Below are 18,120 nucleotides of genomic sequence, written 5' to 3'. Positions count from 1 at the left end.
AGGTAACAGTATGTATCGGAGCAATAAGAAAATGTTATCCATCTCCACCTGTGTCTTGTGTGCAACTGTGTTATTCGGCTGTTCGAAGGGGACTGAAACGACAAACACCACAGCCAGTACAACGGCCCCGGCAGCAACTAGTGCAGCTACAGCTGCAGCAAAGGAAACGAAAGCACCCGATGCTGCAAAAAAAACCATCACCATCACATATAGAGACGATGGTACTGGTGAGAACGGAACGCTTTACAAATGGTTTAAAGATGCGGCTGCCAGCTATCCGAACAAAGATGTCATCATCAAGCAGACGCCGATCCAGGCTTCTGAAGGCGATTACTTCGCGAAAATTGCGCTAGCCCTCAAATCGAAAGACACAGCACCGGATATCGTTACAGAAGACACCTTCATGTTAAACTCCGATGCCAGTGCCGGCCTCTTGTCTCCTTTGGATGACAAAGTAAAAAGCTGGGCCGACTGGACAAATGGTTCCTTCATCGAAGCGATGAAAAAAGGGGTAACAGCCGCCGACGGTAAAATTTACGGCGTACCGTATAACACGGACTCCCGGGGACTCTGGTACAACAAGCAAATTTTCAAACAAGCTGGACTGCCTGAAGATTGGAAACCAAAAACGTGGGATGAAGTCTTGAGCGCAGCAAGAACAATCAAGGAAAAAGCAGCCAAGGACGTTGTACCTTTCTGGATGAACATGGGTAAAGCAACGGGCGAAGCGACTTCCATGCAAACTTACGAAATGCTGCTTTATGGAACAGGCGAAAGACTTTATGATGATGCGACTTCGAAGTGGACCGTTAAAAGTCAAGGTATTATGGATGCGCTTTCATTCGTCGATACCATTAACAAAGAGAAACTTGGCCCTCCTCTTTCCAAAGTATTGAATGGCCAAGCGGGCAACTCCTCTGCTCGTGAATATTTGCCAAAGGGTAAACTCGGCATCTCCTTGGACGGTTCCTGGATTGCAGGCAACTATCTGCCGAATGGTGCAGCTCCATGGCCGGAGTATAAAGACGTGCTGGGCTTTGCTCCAATGCCGACAAGTAAAGGTCAAGCTCCAGGTTCCATTACTTTAGCCGGCGGATGGGCGCTGTCTGTTCCTGCTAACGCGCAGCATAAAGACGAAGCTTGGGACTTCATCAAATATGCCCTTAACAAAGAAAACACGCAAAAACTTGTAATTGCAAGCGGTAACATTACAGTTCGGGCCGACGTTGCCAAAGATCCGGGTTATACGCAAATGCCGTTTAATGCCATTGCTACGGATTATTTGAAAAATGCGGAGTTCCGACCTGCTCGTGATAAATATCCAGAAGTATCCACACAAATTCAGGCTATGGTTGAGTCTGTGGCGACAGGCACCTCACCTGCCGATGCGATGAAGAAGTATCAACAAGACGTAACGCGCATTGTTGGAGAGGATAAAGTCAGCGTGAAGTAATGGCAACACCTTGCCCTGGCGCCCTATTCTCAGAATACGGGGGTCAGGGCAAGCTTGGGTTGCCTACATCACCAAGGAGAAAGGAGAGAACTATGATGAGCAGTTCGGCAATCCCGATAACCTCGAGAAAGACGTACACATGGTTGTATTTTTTATTTCCTTCGTTGGCCGTTATGCTAGTTTTCTTCATCTATCCGATCTTGCTAACGTTTTTCTACTCATTTACGAACTTGGCATTGACCGGAGAATCGGCCAAACAGCTGAAATTTGTTGGTTTTGACAACTATGTCCGCATGTTCGCGGATCCAACGGTTAGAGTCAGTATCTGGAACACATTAGTTTTCCTGATCGGCTCAGCTGTCATCGGTCAACAAGTGCTGGGATTTTTGATCGCAATCTTGATGAAACGTAAAAATAAAACGTTCCGGCGTGTGATTGGAACTGTCGTTCTCGCAGGTTGGGTCACACCTGAAATTGTTTGCGCATTATGTCTCTACAGCTTTTTCGGCGACGAGGGTACGTTAAACGCCATTCTAAGTACACTAGGCATTCCGACGGTCACTTGGCTATACACCGTTCCGATGCTCACAATTATTTTAGCGAACGTCTGGCATGGAACAGCCTTCTCTATGCTTGTGTTTCAAGCAGCACTTGACGATGTGCCGAAAGAAATCGAGGAAGCGGCCCTTGTCGATGGAGCATCACGGTGGAAAATTTTAACTTCTATTATTCTTCCTTATATCAAAGGAACGATTACTACCAATGCGATGCTGGTTACTTTACAGACCCTAGGCGTTTTTGGCCTCATCTATGCGATGACCGGCGGGGGACCAGGCACAGCAACAACGACATTACCTATCTTTATGTATAACCAGGCCTTCATTAACTATCAGCTCGGTTACGGTACGGCCATTTCTTTATTGCTCTTGCTTCTGGGTATTGTGTTGAGTTTGTTCTATATTCGCACTTTAAAAGAGTAAAACCACAAGGAGAGTTGGTATGACTGAGATCTACCGTAAAGTCGTTTATCGCACCTTGCCCTACGCAGCCCTCACCTTTATCGGCATTTGTTTCCTACTACCACTCTTATGGGTGCTAGTTGCCTCCGTGGATCCTAACGCGATGCAATCGCTCAAGGTCCCAAGCTCTTTGACAGCAGGCAACTATATCGACGTGATCACTAGTAGCGCCAACCAGCGCGCATTTCTAATAGGACTCTTCATTTCGGTCGGTCAAGCTTTGATTGTTGTTCTAATAGGTCTGCTAGCGGCTTATCCACTGTCTAGATATCAATTGAAGTATAAGAAGCCGTTCATGTTGACCATCTTATTTATGACTTCGCTGCCAATCACAGCCGTTATGGTCCCTGTGTATCAATTGTTTTTGACATTAAAGCTTTATGACAATATCTTCGGTGTCATTCTTTTTAAAGTCGCCTCTGCGATGCCTTATGGCATCTGGATGCTCAAAAATTTTATGGATTCCGTACCGAACGAGTTAGAAGAAGCGGCATGGGTGGATGGTGCATCCATTCTAGCAGGCATCCGCAGGATCGTCACTCCATTGATGATTCCGGGCATATGCACGGTTGCTATCTTTACCTTCTCCGGTAGTTGGGGCAACTTTTTCGTTCCCTACATTCTCTTAAGTACGCCTGAGAAGTTCCCGGCGGCGCTCAAGCTATACCAATTCTTCGGGCAGTACGGCATGGTGAGTTATGGTAAATTAGCAGCGTTTTCTACGCTCTATGCCATTCCGTCCGTTATCATGTATATTCTCTCTCAGCAATTTATGTCCAAAGGTTTCGGCCTCCAAGGCGGGACTAAAGGGTAGCGTGATTACGAAGATCGATATGTGAACGGACTGAAAATAAGATGCAACAGGAAAAACCCTTACCTATTAGAGGTGAGGGTTTTTCCTGTATTTAGAAGTCGGCGATTTCGTTGGTCGACCTCTAACTTTTCTATTGCGCGGTCAAAATTTGTGGACCTTCGGCCGTGATGGCGATCGTATGCTCGTATTGGGCAGCGAGCTTGTTATCTATCGTCCGTGCGGTCCAGCCGTCCGGATCGATTGTCATGAAGTAGCTGCCTTCGGTAATCATGGGCTCAATCGTGAACACCATACCTTCCTTGATACGAAGGCCTTTTCCAGGCTTGCCGACATGCATATAAGTCGGCTCCTCGTGCAGATCGCGGCCGATGCCATGGGCGAGAAGGTCGCGTACGACGCCGAAACCGTGTGACTCCGCATGCCGCTGAATCGCGCTCGTCACGTCGCCGAGTCGATTGCCGATCCGCGCCTGCCCGATGCCCAGATCAAGACATTCCTTCGTGACACGCATCAACTTCTCGGCCGTCGGCGAGATCTGTCCGACCGCATAACTCCAGGCCGAATCGCCTAGCCAGCCATCGAGCTCAGCGACCGTGTCGATCGTCACGATATCGCCTTCCTCAAGTGGCTTATTGCTAGGGAAGCCATGTGCGATCACATCGTTGGCGGAGGCACAGGTCGCATAGGAATAGCCCTTATAGCCTTTCTGGTATGGCTTTGCACCGTGCTTCAACATAATGTCCTCGAATCTGCGATCAATCTCATTGGTGGTAATACCCGGTTTGATAAGCGGAGCGATTGTACGATGGCATTCAGCCACCACTTGGCATGCCTTACGGATAGCCTCAATTTCATGCTTGCTTTTTAAAATAACCATGTTCGTATCAGGACTCCTTTGTAATAGCTTGCATAGCGATTCGGGCGATTCGATCGACGTCCAGGTTGGAATTGCCCGCATAGTAGTGCAGTCCACAGCAACCGACCAGCACGGCGAGCATATGATCGAGGCTGTCGTCTTCGCACTGGGCGATCGCTTGGAGTGGAACATACAGCCGTTCCATAAATTTTCTTTTGGCGTGTTGTCGATCCCTTTCAGGCAAGCCTGCATAATGTTCCGCCGCCATTTTGTAGACGAGATATGCGCGGGCATCTGACTGCCACAGCTGAAGCAGCGTTTTACAGTACGTCAACAACTGGCTGTCATCCCAGGGGCCGCCGCTGGTGGACGCCCATTTTGCGATCACTTGCTCGCACCGCTCGAAGCCGCTTTCTAACACATCTTCTATTAATAAATGCCGGTTGGGGTAATAATGGTATACGGTCCCGTAACCAAGGCCAGCCTCGCGGGCGACGTCGCGAATATCAAAGCTGCCGCCCGTGCGAAAGTAGGAGAGCGCGGCGACGTCCAGGATCTGTTCTTTGCGCTGTATGCGTATGAGCTCATTTTGTTCTTTGGTGCGGGGGCACATAACGTGCTAACCTCCTTATATAGACCTGCAAATTTGTCGATATAAAAATAGTAACGCATGGGGAGGAGAAATGCAAAAGATATGTCATGTCATTATTAAGATTTAGTTTGACGTTCAATTTCTTCTTACTAAAAATTGGAATATAAGAAGCGGCAAAAGGGAAAAATAACCGAAACTTTCCATTCAAAGAAGAGAGGGAGCTCAAATGAAAGTCGATCCATCTCTAAACGTCAACGAAAAGTTGCTGCAAAATATGCTTTTCAATAGCGCTGACTTTAAATCGAGTACATTTCAAATCGGTAACTGTAGTTATCGGCTCTTTTATTTGGATACAATGATTGAACTTGCAGTGGTGCAGGAGCACGTCATTCGACCCTTGCTTCAGCAAACGGGAGTCCTCAATCTTCGTGAAACTGTGTCTGTCTTGGAATTTAAGGAGACGGAGTTACTGAGTGATGCGGTGAATGCACTTGTGGAAGGTAAAACGGTGCTTCAAGTCGATGGAGAAGTGAAGCTTTACTTACTTGGAACGGAAGCGAAAAAAGAGCGCGCCGTTAACCTGCCCGTAAATGAACGAGTACTGCGCGGATCTAATGAAGCGTTGATCGAAAATGTGAATACAAATATTAATTTGCTGCGCAAAATGATTGTCACACCAGATCTCGTCGTCAAATACTATTGTCTTGGCAGACGATCGAATACGAAAGTCGCCTTACTGTACTTGCAAGAGCTTGCTAACGAACAAGTGATCCAAGAGTTTGAGCGTAGAATTGGCCTTATCGACATCGATTATGTTGAAGCACCAGGCTTTATTCAAGAACTTATTGAGGATCGGAAATTCTCCCTGTTTCCACAATTGATGATTACGGAGAGACCAGATCGTGTTAGATCATATTTAATGAATGGAAAAATAGGGATCTTAACCGATGGTTCGCCGGATTGCATTATTGCTCCCGTCTCCTTCTGGGCATTCTTGCAATCCCCTGATGATTATCAAATAGGTTGGTTACTTGGCAGTGCTTTCAGGTTTCTTCGCATATTAAGCTTTATTATTGCAATGAGCTTGCCTGGCATGTATGTTGCGTTAGTCACATTTGATCCACGTATGCTTCCTTTTGAAATTTCATTAACTCTTCAAAGCTCTATGCAATACGTTGCCATGCCTCCGGTACTCGAAGCGATATTCATGTTGGTCACGCTCGAAATATTAAGAGAAGCGACTGTACGATTAGCAAGTCCTATAGGCCAAACCATTGGTGTTGTTGGCGGTATAGTCATCGGAACTGTTGTTGTTCAGTCAAATCTGGTTTCCACCATGATGGTCATCATCGTTGCCTTTACGGCTGTTGCGTCCTTTAGTATTCCGTCTTATGAAATGAGCAGTGCCGCACGTTTATTGTCATTTCCTATCATTCTAATGGCCGCAACCTTTGGATTAATTGGCTTAGAATTATCTTACCTAATTGTGCTGACGCATTTAGCGCGTTTAAACACAATGGGACTCCCCTACTTTTATAGTGGATTCAACAAAAGTACAATTATGGATACCTTTTTCCGAGGACCTATTAAGAGTCTAAGGGAACGTACGAAAGAAAGCTTGTCCAAAGATAAAACGAGAATCCGAGTGCAGAGGGGTAAAAATGAATGATTCACCTTAAGAAGCTTTCTTTAACACAGCTTTTTAATCTCATTATTTTAACTCAAGTAGGTGTATCCGTCTTATCAATTCCCTTTGCAGAGTCCAAACACTCAGGTTATGACTCATGGATATCTGTATTCATCGGAGGAGTTATTGCGCAAGCGATTATCACAATTATCTATTGCCTTAGTGCGAGATACGCCGATCGGGCGTTGCCTCAATATATGAATAACATTGTTGGCAAGGTAATGGGATCTATTCTGAATATGGTCATAGGGTTATATTGTGCCGAGTCCAGTCTAATGGTCATTGTTTCTTATTCTGATGTGTTAAGCAGATGGGTATTGATTAGAACGCCCTGGTTAGTTCTAGTTGGGATCGCAGTCGGAATCGCTGCGTTCATCGCTTCTTCTTCACTCCGGTCTATTGCTGTAATTACACAGAACATCATGATTATGTTTTTTATTGCCATGGTCATCATTTTTATCAGTGGAATAGGAAAAGGGGACATTCGTCATTTTTTTCCAATCGGAAGTCATGGGATGGGAGCCATCATGAAGGATGCTCTGCCAGCCTTTTGGGCATATGCTGGTTATGAGCTTCTTCTGTATGTCTTTCCAACCTTAAGTTACCGAAAAAAGAAAGATGTCTTTCTTGTAATGACTGCCGCTAATGGATGTACCACTCTCTTTTATATGTTAATCTCCATAATTGTAACGTTTAATTTCAGTGAAAATCAGCTTAGAGTAATCCCTGAGCCCATGGTCTTTATACTCCGCCAATTTAAATGGCCTGTCGTGCAAAGTTTAGATATCGTATTCATGACAATTTGGCTTTCGGTTACGACTGTAACAGCCTATGTCTATTTGTTTTTGGCAGCCCGATACATTTCTTTTACTTTTGGAAAAGAGAAGGGGAACCACGCGGTCATCGTCTGGTTATTAGGGATCTTTTGTTTCGGATTAGGTCTATTTGGATCAGACCGCAAAGTTATTTTTCAATTTTCCAACTATCATAGTTTTGCTACACTTATCGTTATTGCCATCATACCGTCACTCCTTCTGTTAATTTCGATAACTCGGGGGAAGGTGGGGGCAAGATGAAGAGGGTTGTAGGAAGCATGGTGATCTTGTTACTTCTAACCGGTTGCTGGGACCGATTACCGCTGCGCAACCTTAAAATAGTTGATATAGCAGGGATCGATTATGATGAGAAGAGCAGCAAAGTATTGCTGAACTTTGTTGTAACCAAATTAAGTAGGGCTGGGCAAGGAAGCGGTATTTCTGTTTCGGAATCAACAGAGATTTCAGATTCAAAGGTAATCGGAGCGGTTGGGAAGGGGTTATATAAAGAACAGGGTCCCTTTATTGGGATTAATACAAGATTGTTTTTATTAAGCGAAAGTTTTGCAGCACATCAACCAGTTCGTGAGCTTTCCTTTTTGCTGGATACGCCATTTACAACCATTAATTCGCCGGTAGTCATTTTTGACGATCAAGATTCGCCATTTTTCAAACAGTTTAATAGCAGCACCATCACGGATAAAACAAAACTGTTAAATGATTTTGTGAAATCTTTAGAAACCTACGGTATTGTTCCCAACGTTACGATGATGGATTTTCTTTTATCTAAGGAAGAGCCATTAAATGATTTTGCATTACCTGTAATCAAACATGTCAATTCTCGGATGGAATTAAATGGAGCTTTATTATTTCGTCAGAGCGAAAGCACAGGTATTAGGCTTAATAATGAACAAGTTCAAAGCATAATGTTTCTCGTAGGGAACGGGAATGCTGTGCAGAAATTAAAGGGATTTTCATCCAAATTCAACTATGGGCGGGTTGCAAGGACGGGTCACTTGGATGACAAGGATTACGCTTTTTTTATCAAGAAAATAAACAGCAAAATCATCGCACATCAACAGTTGAGTGGACTTCCGGATATTACGATTAAGGTAAAAATGAATATATATGCAACCGAACTTGGAGAAGAGCTTTCTGGTCTTAAGACTGAATACGTCAATGAAATGGAAAAAGCACTAAGGTAATCATTTAAATGAATTGGCAACCAATGCGATAAAAAAAATACAAGAGGCGAACTCGGATGTTCTTGGCATCGGAAAGGAGTTAAAAGCATTTCAACCAGCTCTATGGAAAACGTTGGAATGGAGAAAGGTTTATTCTCGCTTGTTGATCGAACCACAGTTTGAAGTTAGGATTTTGAATACAGGGATTGAATGATACATTTAAAACTAGACCAAATAGAGGGAGTGATATAGGGGATGGGAATTGATGAGATTATTCGTGTAATTCCTTATGATGAAAAGTGGATTGCCTTATTTCAAAACGAAAAAATAAATCTTATTAAAGCTTTCGGAGATCATGCGATCGACATACAGCATTTCGGCAGTACCTCGGTACACGGTATGTTTGCAAAACCAATTATTGATGTTTTGATAGGCGTGAAAACTCTTGAGTTGAGCAATTCCGTAACTAATAAACTAACACAACTTGGATATGAAGGGTTCGGAGAAGCTGGTGTTAAGGGAAGGCTGTATTTTCGAAAACGCCAAGAAAATGCCTATAATCTTGCTGTCGTCATTTGGAATAGCGAGCAATGGGTAAATAATCTTCTCATAAGAAATTACTTGCGAGAAAACCCACATGTAGCCAAGCAATATTGTGAAAGAAAACTTGACGCAATTGAAAAAGGATATACTACCCTGCTGTCTTATTCGGACGAAAAAGCCAATTATGTATCCAATTTACTCGAACAAGCTAAGAAAAATATTGGATAGGAGCTTAAAAACCTTATCCCAAGCCCTGGTTACATTTATCAGGGTTATTTTGGGTATTCTATAACTGAGAAAATTGGGAAGGATGCCAATACAAATGATCAATGAACAAGCTACTCATAGAAGTGAAATTTTTGCATTGCTTTGGTCTATTGCTATGCCAGGCTTAGGTCATCTTTATTTAGGCAACAAAATTATAGGAATCTTATTTATGGTCTATACTGGAATATTCATGATTTTCTCAAATCTGAATAACTGTATTTTTTATGCCTTTGCAGGAAATTTTCAAAAGGCAAATTCGATTTTTGCAGAAAACCCATCCATATTTTTCCCAGCAGTTTATAGCTTTGCTATCTGGCATGCATACAATTACGATGTAATCGTGCGTAAAGGTAATTCAAGTGAATATAAACTTACTGGATTCTTTTTCGGACTTTTGATCGGAGGAGTACCAGGGTCTAGTCAAAATTTTTTAGGAACGTATATCTTTACAGGATTAGTAGTAGGAATAATCTCTGGAATACTATTTCATCTTGTAGAAAAACTAATTTTTAATCATCTTAAAAAGAGTTGAAGCCCTTCAAACATACCGAGCCCGAATTTTATTATTTAAGGTGACGGGTCACTACCCAGAATAGAAGAGCTAAAGCACTGACAATTGCACCTAACAAGCACACTCCGTTCCAGCCTGAGTAAACATAGATACTGGTAGATGCGATTGACCCGGTGGCGCTACCAATGGAATAGAAAATCATGTAACCAGCAGTAAGCCTACTGCGTGCCTCAGGGCGCAAAGTAAGGATCATGCTTTGGTTGGTGACATGTACGGCTTGTACTGCCAGGTCAAGAAGGACAATACCGACGACTAATGCCAGAAGCGAATGTTGCGTATAACTGATTGGCAACCATGATATAAGCAACAGAATCAATGCCACGCCTGTGGCCCTCTGCCCTAAACCTCGATCGGCAAGACGACCTGCTCGCGCAGCTGCTAACGCTCCAGCAACTCCAGCGAGACCAAACGCTCCAATCGAAGTATGCGAAAGAGAAAGCGGAGGAGCGCTGAGAGGCAGCACTAGGGAAGTCCAGAATATACTGAAAGCGGCAAAAATCATCAAGGCTAGTACAGCACGGATTCGCAGGATTCTTTCTTGTGCGAACAATGTAAGCAGCGAGCGAAGCAACTGTAGGTAGGATAATGATTCTCTTTTATGCTCATAATGCGGCAGTACCCTAAACAATACACATGCCATGATTAGCGTTAATAACGCAGAGAGAAGGTAGACAGAACGCCAACCGGCTAAATCCGTTAATACGCCAGCGAAAGTTCGCGCCAGTAGAATACCAATTACGATTCCACTTGTCACAACACCCACGGCACGCCCACGTTCGGCTGGGGCAGCCAAAGTTGCCGCAAATGCAACGAGCGTCTGTGTCACTACGGCAAGCAATCCAACCACAGCTATGGCTATGAATAACACCATGCTTGTGGGGGCGGTACCAACCACAATCAAAGCCAACACGGATACTAGCATCTGTCCAGCGATCAGCCAACGTCGATTTAATAAATCGCCGAGGGGCACTAGCAATAACAGTCCAAGTGCGTAACTAACTTGAGTAATTGTAATAACAATGCCGACGGATGAATGAGTAATACCGAACGCGATTGAAATAGCGTCCAGCAAGGGTTGCGCGTAATATATGTTGGCGACTGCCAGTCCGCAAGCGATCGCAAATAAGAGTGCAACATTGCGAGACATTAAAGATGCGGGCGCTGATTCTGCTGCTATAAGCGCCTTTTGAGCTGGTTCAACGTGTTTACTTGTATAATCCGCGGTAAGGACTTTCGATTCTTCAACAAGCTTCCCCAAATATAACGCCCCCTTAAATTTATGTTTATCTGATTTATAATATACTGATCAGTATGAAATGTTGCCTGACAAATATAACTCTAAAAAAAGATAACTGTCAAGATATTACTGTGGAGGGACAGATGGAATGGAGTGAGAGCTCTAAAATCTTAATCATATTGACAGGATAATCTTAACATAATAAAATTATAACATACCGTTCGATATGAAAAGAGGGGGTTGCTATGGCTCGACAACGCGAATTTGATGAGGGAAAAGCATTGGATGCAGCTATGCTGCTATTTTGGGGAAAAGGGTTCGAAGCTACCTCTTTAAGCGATTTGACATCAAGAATGGGCATTCAGCGTCCAAGCATATACGCCACCTTTGGAGACAAAAAAGGATTATTTGAAGCTGCGTTGCGAAAATATACGAGTTCCCATGCTGTCTATGTTCGCACCAATCTTCAAAACAGTTCTTCTGTTAAAGAGGCATTCCGTACCTTTTTTGAAAATATGGTGGCAAAAGAATATGAAAAAAGTCCGAACTGGGGATGCTTTTGCATCAATTCGATGGTGGAACTTGCGCCTCATGATGAGAAATTTGAAATCTTAACAAGAGAACATCAGATGTATCTCTCGGTAATATTCCAAGAAACGATTGAACGAGGTTTGAGCTCAGGTGAGCTTGATGGCGGTATTAACGCAAAGGGTTTAGCGCAGACACTAGTCGTATCGTTAATAGGACTTACTGTGTTCATGAAATCTCGTCCTGATCGAGTATTTGTTGATAATTCTGTAAAAGAAATACTTACATTGTTAAGATAGAATCAAAAAATATGGGAGTGCCATTACAGGCAAACCAATCGTGGAGATAGCAGTGCCATTTATCATGGTCAAATCGAACTTTATCCTTCGATACAATACGGTGAACCTTATCCTAAATAAGGTAACAATTAGATGATATGACCCTTAATCATTGTCCATCGCACTTGGAATTGTTCATTTAACAAGACAAGATCAGCGTCAAAGCCCGTGGAGATTCTGCCTAGGGTATCAAGGTTTAATATTCGTGCAGGTGTGGTTGAAGCCATTTGAACCGCGTCTTTTAAAGAAATGCCGGTTTCTACGGTAAGACGAAGTGCCTCATTCATCGTAACCGTACTGGAGGCTAAAGTCCCATCCTCTAGTCGAGCTACACCCTCGGAAACCGTAACATGATGTCCACCAAACACATAATTCCCATCACCTAGTCCCATGGCTTGCAAAGCATCTGTGATAAGTACCATGCCATCTGGTCCTTTCAGACGATGCATCATTCTAACGATCGCAGGATGCAAATGAATACCATCCACTATCGCTTGGAGGCTTACATGTTCTTCTTCAAAAGCGGCTACAACCAGACCGGGATCACGATGATGAATCGGACGCATGCCATTGAAACAATGCGTAACGTGACTCGCTCCGGCTTCAAAGGCTTGTTTTGCTTCCTCGTATGTGGCATCCGAATGCGCAACCGCAATTATGACGCCATTTTCTTTCAGAAAAGAGATGAGCTCCATCCCGCCAGGTAATTCTGGGGCTATTGTAACCATCTTAATCAGTCCATCTGCTTCGTTAAAGATTTCTTTCATTTCAGTAAGATTCGGATGTCGTAAAAACCGTTCATTTTGCATACCTTTGCGCTTCGGATTCAGGTAAGGGCCCTCTAGATGAAGCCCAGCAATTTTGGCCCCGACTTCACGCCCGATTACACGTTTCACACTACGAATCATGGCTAGTAATTCTTCAATTGTAGAGCTAACGGAGGTAACCAGAAACGAGGTGCAGCCCGTTTCAGCACAAGCACGCGAAACCTCCTGAATACTCGCCACACTGCCATCCATCATATCGAACCCGTTAGCACCGTGGATATGCACATCGATCATACCAGGTATCAATAAATGTCCTTGGCCATCTATAAGTTCATATTCGCCCTCCGGAAGAGAAGAAAGGCCATTCTCTAGCTTTTCAATAATTCCGTTTCTTATCCAAAGTGTGGCAGGTAGAACAAGGTCGTCTGGTTGAATCACGTTTACGTTGTGCAAAATTTTAAGACTCATCTTTGTTATCCTCCTCGTATTTGTCTTTCTCTTCACATTGAATAATCGCTATATTTTTATTATGGAGTACTTCTCTTATTTCGTTAGGCACCTCTTGATCGGTAATCAAAATATCCACAAAGTCAAAATCTAAACGATAAACCGATTTGCTTGTAAACTTCGTAAAATCAGCCACGACGATTACCTGATCCGATCTGCGGGCCATCTCTTTTTTTACAGATACATCATCTTCGTAAGGAAAGTAAAGCCCATCAGTTTGGATAGATGTAGCTCCGATAAATGCCTTATCAGCTCTTAATTCTCTTAGCTTATCTATGACGGAAGGTCCATATAATAATCGATTTTTGGTATGTAAATAGCCACCGAGCACATATACTTGCAGATCTTCCCGTCCTGAGAGAGTCCCTACAATATCTATCGAATGTGTGACAACTGTAATATTTTTAGCTGAAATTTGTTCTGCTACTGACTGTACCGTAGTTGATACGTCTAAAATGACTGTTTCCCGATCTTGAACTAGTTTAGCTGCTATCTTCCCAATTTTATTTTTACTGTCTGTTTCGTCAATTAAACGTTCCTGATAGGTGGCTATTTCCTTCTTCAATTGAGGTAAAGCGACGCCTCCATGTGTACGAATAACGACCCCTTCTTGTACTAATTTAACAATATCTCTGCGGGCCGTATCCCTAGATACATCTAGAAGAGAGCAGATATCCATAACACTCATTGCATGGTTTTCACTAAGATAGTCGAGTATTTTCAATAATCGTTCTTCTTGATACATTATTATCACCTCTTATAAGTGATTTTATCATAAAACGTAAGTATATAAAAGTAATTTTTAAGTATATTTAAGTATTTAAAGGAGTTTTCCTGTTTTATTTGGCCAATTGATAGGCTTAATTTGTAATTGCCGTATAATCAGGATATGGAGTTGTTGCTATTGACCTAGATAAGGTTAAGACTGAATGGGTTGATGCTGCAACCATAGAACCTACTGGGCGAAAGGTCTGAAGAGTCGGTGGAAAGATCGGAGAAGCTGATCTTCATGATCCATCCTGCCCAACCAACTGGGCGAACGCTTATTACATTTTGTGTATTTAATGAGCTTGCTAGTTATTAGTTAAGCCTGCGGAAGGGGGGAGGGATTAAACTAACGGGAGGATAACTAATGTTTGATTTCCGACTGGGTTAGATCGGTGATTTTATCAATTGAATTAATTTGTATAACCTTGATATTCCAAACATTTGAGAATCGATCCTCTTATCTAGGTAAGTCCGGATATTCTCGGCCAGCTTCATGATACTTTGGAGATCCACATGTTCGGCGGCGGCAATCGACTGCTTATATTTCACGGTTTCCTCTGAATAAACGGAGTTTTGCAGCACTTGGAGCAACCTCATTTTTTGCAGATGACCTCCATCGTAACAACGATAATGGTTTTCAGGATCTCGGTCTGCTGCTACATAACCTGCTTTTTCCCAATAACGGATCGTTGATTTAGGTATTTTCGTCAACTCGGATACTTCATTGATGGTAAAGCGCTCTTTGGCATATGGAGATATATTTTCATTCGCTTGTAGCCGAATATCCTCAATCAACTTCTCCAATCTCTCTTTATCGTCGTATAAAACGACTTCCTTTTCCCTGATGGCCCACAAAGCGTTGTGTATCTTGTCCCGCTGAAGATAATGAAGCACCTCAGTTGTCACTTCCATCCCGAATGCCGGGGCCAAGGCTTGAATACATGCCAAGTAAGTTGCATGCAGGTCCGAATAAAAACGATAGCCGTTTGCTGATCTTTCCGCAGGAGGGATGAGGCCATTGGCTTCATAGTTACGTAAGGTGCTGGGGCAAATCATGAATGTTGCTGCCATTTTTTTGGGACGCATTTTCAAATTGTGATCTCCCCTAAAAAATCAGAATTAAAGTTACTTGTAAGGTTTTCTGGAAATTCATAAGACTCTCCTTCTTATTATTCGATAAACCTTTCAATTTGCTTGTATGTTGTACAATTTATTTGCAATGATGAAAAGGAGGCGAAAGTGTATGAATAAACAGTTTCCGAATTTCCGCCAAGACATGACAATAAAAGAAATGGGTGAAGCGGCCAATCGTTATATTGAGTCCGAATGGAAGCCCTTGTACGAAGCGATGCATAAGGACTTGACGGCAGCTTTTGCGGAAATAGAAGATGCGGCTTACGGCCTTTATTTGGACGGTCTGATGCCGGCTATATTTGAACAATTGGAAAGTGCCGGTTATAGTGCGATGGAGAAGCTTGAGGAGAACGATTTCGTCATCGCAAAGTGCTTGATTTTCAGAAACTCCCTTGAGAAATGGGGTACGGAAGATAACAGATCGAGAATATTTTGGAACGTGGTCCGTGACAGGCAAGGCAATCCGTTAGGTACTTTGCTAACGGAAATTCCTCACTCCCATCTGAAATTCGACATTCCTTCGGCACCAGTCGTTTATTCACTATCTGAGATTCTCAAGGATAAGATCGTGCAAAGGGTTAGGGAAATTAAAGAATCCGAGCTAAAAACGGGAGAATAGAGCAGTCAATGAAATAATGAACTTATTTCAAACGATACCAACACGGAATCCTCTTCATCATCTCCTTTAAAACAATGATGGCAGGCGTTCGTCGTTCGTCCCGACTTCATTCAATTAACGGGGAACGATAGAACAACGACACCAGGCTGCCGATATAAATGGCAGCCTTTAACGTAAACATTGATTATGAGTGGAATTTCATAAGATTGTTGGAATTTATTGGAGAAACTCCTCCATAATTGAGTATTATCTAAATTAGGGGGGATACCAATGAAGAAGTCATTAGTCATTGTTTTCTTTTTTCTGTTTGTTCTTGGCTGCAGTGAACAAAGCATTACTGACTCAATCACTCTAGAGTCGCCAAAGAGAGTTGAATTGAAACAGGGCCTAATTGCTATTGAAAATCATAACGATGGAATGGCGCGTCACAACTTAGAATACATCTCCAAAGACAAAGGGAAGATAGCTGTTGACCCGAATTATTTTAAGGAGAATGGATATAATCGCGGTGATGTAATTTATTATAAAACTCCTGCAATTGATACGAACAAGTATCCACGGCTAAATCCGCCTGAGTTTAACATATCAAGGGTTATTGCTCTTCCAGGCGAAGTGATTGAAATAAAGAAAGGTCAGGTTTATGTTAATGATAAAAGGTTAGATACCTTTTATGGTAAGGCCCTGAGTTGGGGGCTCGAAGAAAATGAGTATTTTATGACAGTTAACAAACCAGGCTCAGCTCTATGCGATGAATCATGCCAAAAAACCATGAAAGAATACTTTAGCATGGAAATGAATAAGGTTAGAGTACCTGAAGGGCATCTCTTTGTTATGGGTGATACGTGGTGGAGAAGTATTGACAGTCAAATTTTTGGTTCTTTGCCTTTCTCCAATGTCAATGGAAGGGTATTGGGATATGTTAGTAACGAATAGCTTTCAGAATCCAAACCATTGATCAAGTTTAAACTAACGAAAGAACGATAGCTGGATTAGAACAACCCAAGCAGTCCTCGCAGCGACCCTGCTTTTTAGTTGAGCTAAAGGGAAGATAACGGAACTTACGATACTTGGGAGTGTATAATTAATCAACGACCGACGATGGAGGTGGGGCATGTCTAAACCAAATATGGGACTAAGAATGGCTTGGATTAATTGCACTATTCGGGTCTTACCGAATTTGGTCTTGGATACAACAGGAAAAGTTGTAGATTCAATAAATGGGAACACTAAACGGAGAAATATAGTTAAATCATAATACAACGGGAGTCGGCACACAATTTGAATCGATACTAGATCGCTATAACATCAAAGACAGCTTTTGATCTTGATCACTGAACCGGAAATCAAATTAATTGAAAGCAAGCTATTGACAATTATCTTAATATATAATATCTTTATATTAAGATAAACGAATTTAAGATATTGTCTAATCGATTTCAAGGAGGTAATGGGAATGATTCCAATTTTGAACCGTATTAATGAACTGAGTAGAATTGAGCACAGTTCAGGTCTATCTGATACTGAGGAAGCGGAACAAGCAGCGCTTCGGACGCAGTATTTACAGATTTTACGCGGGCAACTATTAACAACTCTTCTGAATGTGTCTGTAATGGATGAATTAGGGAACGATATTACACCTAAAAAACTTCTTGATAAAAAAGTAGCTAATGATCAATAATTTTTTCTCAAATATCTTAAATTTAAGAATAAGTAAATTAAGATAGTTTTGAGATTGGCAACCAGACTGGTTATATAGCCGCGGCACCTAAACTAAAGTTATCCCACACTTAATATGGAAAGTATTGTATGATTATATGAGAATGAATTCCGGAGGTTGGCTGATGTCAATAAGAATAGGGATTATTGTAGGAAGTTTGAGGGAAAACTCTTTTAATCAGATGATTGCGAATTCGATTTCAGAACTTGTAGATTCCGTGGAATATGAAAACATATCGATTGCTAATCTTCCCCTCTATAACGCGGATTTGGATCAAGGAGAAGGGCCAGGTCCGGTTAAACATTATCGCGAGGCGATTCAGAAGACGGATGGCATTCTTATAGTTAGCCCGGAGTACAACTCAGGGATACCGGGAGTACTGAAAAATGCACTGGACTGGGCATCTACACCTACCAAAACAGCCGTCTTAATTCATAAGCCTTCAGGTGTGATAGGCGCAACACCAGGCGCAAAAGGGACGATTCTTTCGCAGCAGCAAATCAGACAAACGTTGGATGCCATCCAGTCCTATGTGATGCCTGCTCAAAAAATGTATATTTCTCAAATCACGGACAAGATTGATTCAAATACTCGTAAGCTCACAGATGATACGACTCGCAAATATTTACAGCGTTATGTTCAATCATTTGTGCAATGGATTAATCAGGTACAACGGCTTAATGAGTAGTGAAGATAATAACTAA

Annotated in this window: 20 protein-coding genes; 14 read left to right on the top strand and 6 right to left on the bottom strand. The window is 42.5% G+C overall.

Annotated elements, in window-relative coordinates; translation table 11 throughout:
* The first annotated feature begins 10 nt into the window (after window positions 1–10).
* The 3 genes from ACUN27_RS33310 (at window position 11) to ACUN27_RS33300 (ending at window position 3,286) form a co-directional block, all read left to right on the top strand.
* Window positions 11–1,453: an ABC transporter substrate-binding protein gene (locus tag ACUN27_RS33310; protein WP_315955903.1), complete on the top strand. Its 1,443-nt coding sequence runs from the start codon at window positions 11–13 to the stop codon at window positions 1,451–1,453.
* 95 nt (window positions 1,454–1,548) lie between these two features.
* Window positions 1,549–2,433 (top strand): carbohydrate ABC transporter permease, encoded by an 885-nt coding sequence (locus ACUN27_RS33305; protein ID WP_315955902.1) that lies wholly within the window; start codon window positions 1,549–1,551, stop codon window positions 2,431–2,433.
* A 19-nt stretch (window positions 2,434–2,452) separates the two neighbouring features.
* On the top strand, window positions 2,453–3,286 hold the full coding sequence (locus tag ACUN27_RS33300) for a carbohydrate ABC transporter permease (protein ID WP_315955901.1): 834 nt from the start codon (window positions 2,453–2,455) through the stop codon (window positions 3,284–3,286).
* Between the two features lie 130 nt (window positions 3,287–3,416).
* Here the strand turns inward: ACUN27_RS33300 and map are convergent, their stop codons facing one another.
* Window positions 3,417–4,163, bottom strand: a complete 747-nt coding sequence (map, locus tag ACUN27_RS33295; protein ID WP_445560322.1) for a type I methionyl aminopeptidase — start codon at window positions 4,161–4,163, stop codon at window positions 3,417–3,419.
* Between the two features lie 7 nt (window positions 4,164–4,170).
* Window positions 4,171–4,755: a TetR/AcrR family transcriptional regulator gene (locus tag ACUN27_RS33290; RefSeq protein ID WP_315955899.1), complete on the bottom strand. Its 585-nt coding sequence runs from the start codon at window positions 4,753–4,755 to the stop codon at window positions 4,171–4,173.
* A gap of 205 nt (window positions 4,756–4,960) precedes the next feature.
* On the opposite strand from ACUN27_RS33290, the gene ACUN27_RS33285 reads away from it, so the two are divergent.
* The 6 genes from ACUN27_RS33285 to ACUN27_RS33260 all read left to right on the top strand — a co-directional run bounded on the left by ACUN27_RS33285 (window position 4,961) and on the right by ACUN27_RS33260 (window position 9,762).
* Complete coding sequence (locus tag ACUN27_RS33285) at window positions 4,961–6,403, top strand: spore germination protein (protein ID WP_315955898.1); 1,443 nt, start codon at window positions 4,961–4,963, stop codon at window positions 6,401–6,403.
* Complete coding sequence (locus ACUN27_RS33280) at window positions 6,400–7,497, top strand: GerAB/ArcD/ProY family transporter (RefSeq protein ID WP_315955897.1); 1,098 nt, start codon at window positions 6,400–6,402, stop codon at window positions 7,495–7,497. Before ACUN27_RS33285 ends, ACUN27_RS33280 begins: the two co-directional genes overlap by 4 nt.
* A complete protein-coding gene (locus ACUN27_RS33275) occupies window positions 7,494–8,441 on the top strand; it encodes a Ger(x)C family spore germination protein (RefSeq protein ID WP_445560321.1) in 948 nt (315 codons plus the stop codon). Before ACUN27_RS33280 ends, ACUN27_RS33275 begins: the two co-directional genes overlap by 4 nt.
* 13 nt (window positions 8,442–8,454) lie before the next feature.
* Window positions 8,455–8,634 (top strand): Ger(x)C family spore germination C-terminal domain-containing protein, encoded by a 180-nt coding sequence (locus ACUN27_RS33270; protein WP_445560320.1) that lies wholly within the window; start codon window positions 8,455–8,457, stop codon window positions 8,632–8,634.
* Between the two features lie 41 nt (window positions 8,635–8,675).
* Window positions 8,676–9,191 carry a GrpB family protein gene (locus ACUN27_RS33265; RefSeq protein ID WP_315955895.1) on the top strand — a complete coding sequence of 172 codons (516 nt, stop codon included), beginning with the start codon at window positions 8,676–8,678 and terminating at the stop codon, window positions 9,189–9,191.
* A gap of 94 nt (window positions 9,192–9,285) precedes the next feature.
* Window positions 9,286–9,762 carry a hypothetical protein gene (locus ACUN27_RS33260; protein ID WP_315955894.1) on the top strand — a complete coding sequence of 159 codons (477 nt, stop codon included), beginning with the start codon at window positions 9,286–9,288 and terminating at the stop codon, window positions 9,760–9,762.
* A gap of 31 nt (window positions 9,763–9,793) precedes the next feature.
* Here the strand turns inward: ACUN27_RS33260 and ACUN27_RS33255 are convergent, their stop codons facing one another.
* Window positions 9,794–10,948 carry an MFS transporter gene (locus ACUN27_RS33255; RefSeq protein WP_445560692.1) on the bottom strand — a complete coding sequence of 385 codons (1,155 nt, stop codon included), beginning with the start codon at window positions 10,946–10,948 and terminating at the stop codon, window positions 9,794–9,796.
* A gap of 335 nt (window positions 10,949–11,283) precedes the next feature.
* Here ACUN27_RS33255 and ACUN27_RS33250 point away from each other — a divergent pair, with 335 nt between their 5' ends.
* Window positions 11,284–11,865 (top strand): TetR/AcrR family transcriptional regulator, encoded by a 582-nt coding sequence (locus ACUN27_RS33250; RefSeq protein WP_445560319.1) that lies wholly within the window; start codon window positions 11,284–11,286, stop codon window positions 11,863–11,865.
* Between the two features lie 128 nt (window positions 11,866–11,993).
* Here ACUN27_RS33250 and nagA read toward each other — a convergent pair whose 3' ends face one another.
* From nagA to ACUN27_RS33235, 3 genes are all read right to left on the bottom strand, one after another.
* The gene (gene nagA, locus ACUN27_RS33245) at window positions 11,994–13,139 is read right to left on the bottom strand and encodes an N-acetylglucosamine-6-phosphate deacetylase (protein ID WP_445560318.1); all 1,146 of its coding nucleotides are present in this window, start codon (window positions 13,137–13,139) and stop codon (window positions 11,994–11,996) included.
* A complete protein-coding gene (locus ACUN27_RS33240) occupies window positions 13,129–13,923 on the bottom strand; it encodes a DeoR/GlpR family DNA-binding transcription regulator (protein ID WP_445560317.1) in 795 nt (264 codons plus the stop codon). The genes nagA and ACUN27_RS33240 overlap by 11 nt, the downstream gene beginning before the upstream one ends.
* A 407-nt stretch (window positions 13,924–14,330) precedes the next feature.
* Window positions 14,331–15,032, bottom strand: a complete 702-nt coding sequence (locus tag ACUN27_RS33235) for a MerR family DNA-binding transcriptional regulator (protein WP_445560691.1) — start codon at window positions 15,030–15,032, stop codon at window positions 14,331–14,333.
* Window positions 15,033–15,189: 157 nt separating this feature from the next.
* Between ACUN27_RS33235 and ACUN27_RS33230 the strand changes: the two genes are divergently transcribed.
* From ACUN27_RS33230 to ACUN27_RS33215, 4 genes are all read left to right on the top strand, one after another.
* Window positions 15,190–15,699 (top strand): DUF6022 family protein, encoded by a 510-nt coding sequence (locus ACUN27_RS33230; RefSeq protein WP_326062814.1) that lies wholly within the window; start codon window positions 15,190–15,192, stop codon window positions 15,697–15,699.
* A 270-nt stretch (window positions 15,700–15,969) separates the two neighbouring features.
* Window positions 15,970–16,632, top strand: a complete 663-nt coding sequence (gene lepB, locus ACUN27_RS33225) for a signal peptidase I (protein WP_326062815.1) — start codon at window positions 15,970–15,972, stop codon at window positions 16,630–16,632.
* A 520-nt stretch (window positions 16,633–17,152) separates the two neighbouring features.
* Window positions 17,153–17,377: a DUF896 domain-containing protein gene (locus ACUN27_RS33220; protein ID WP_315955887.1), complete on the top strand. Its 225-nt coding sequence runs from the start codon at window positions 17,153–17,155 to the stop codon at window positions 17,375–17,377.
* Window positions 17,378–17,540: 163 nt separating this feature from the next.
* Window positions 17,541–18,104: an NADPH-dependent FMN reductase gene (locus tag ACUN27_RS33215; RefSeq protein WP_326062816.1), complete on the top strand. Its 564-nt coding sequence runs from the start codon at window positions 17,541–17,543 to the stop codon at window positions 18,102–18,104.
* The last annotated feature ends 16 nt before the right edge of the window (window positions 18,105–18,120 follow it).

Source organism: Paenibacillus sp. WC2504 (genome assembly GCF_052682475.1).
Note: the sequence above shows the minus strand (reverse complement) of the source record. Positions and strands in the feature narration are given on the sequence as shown.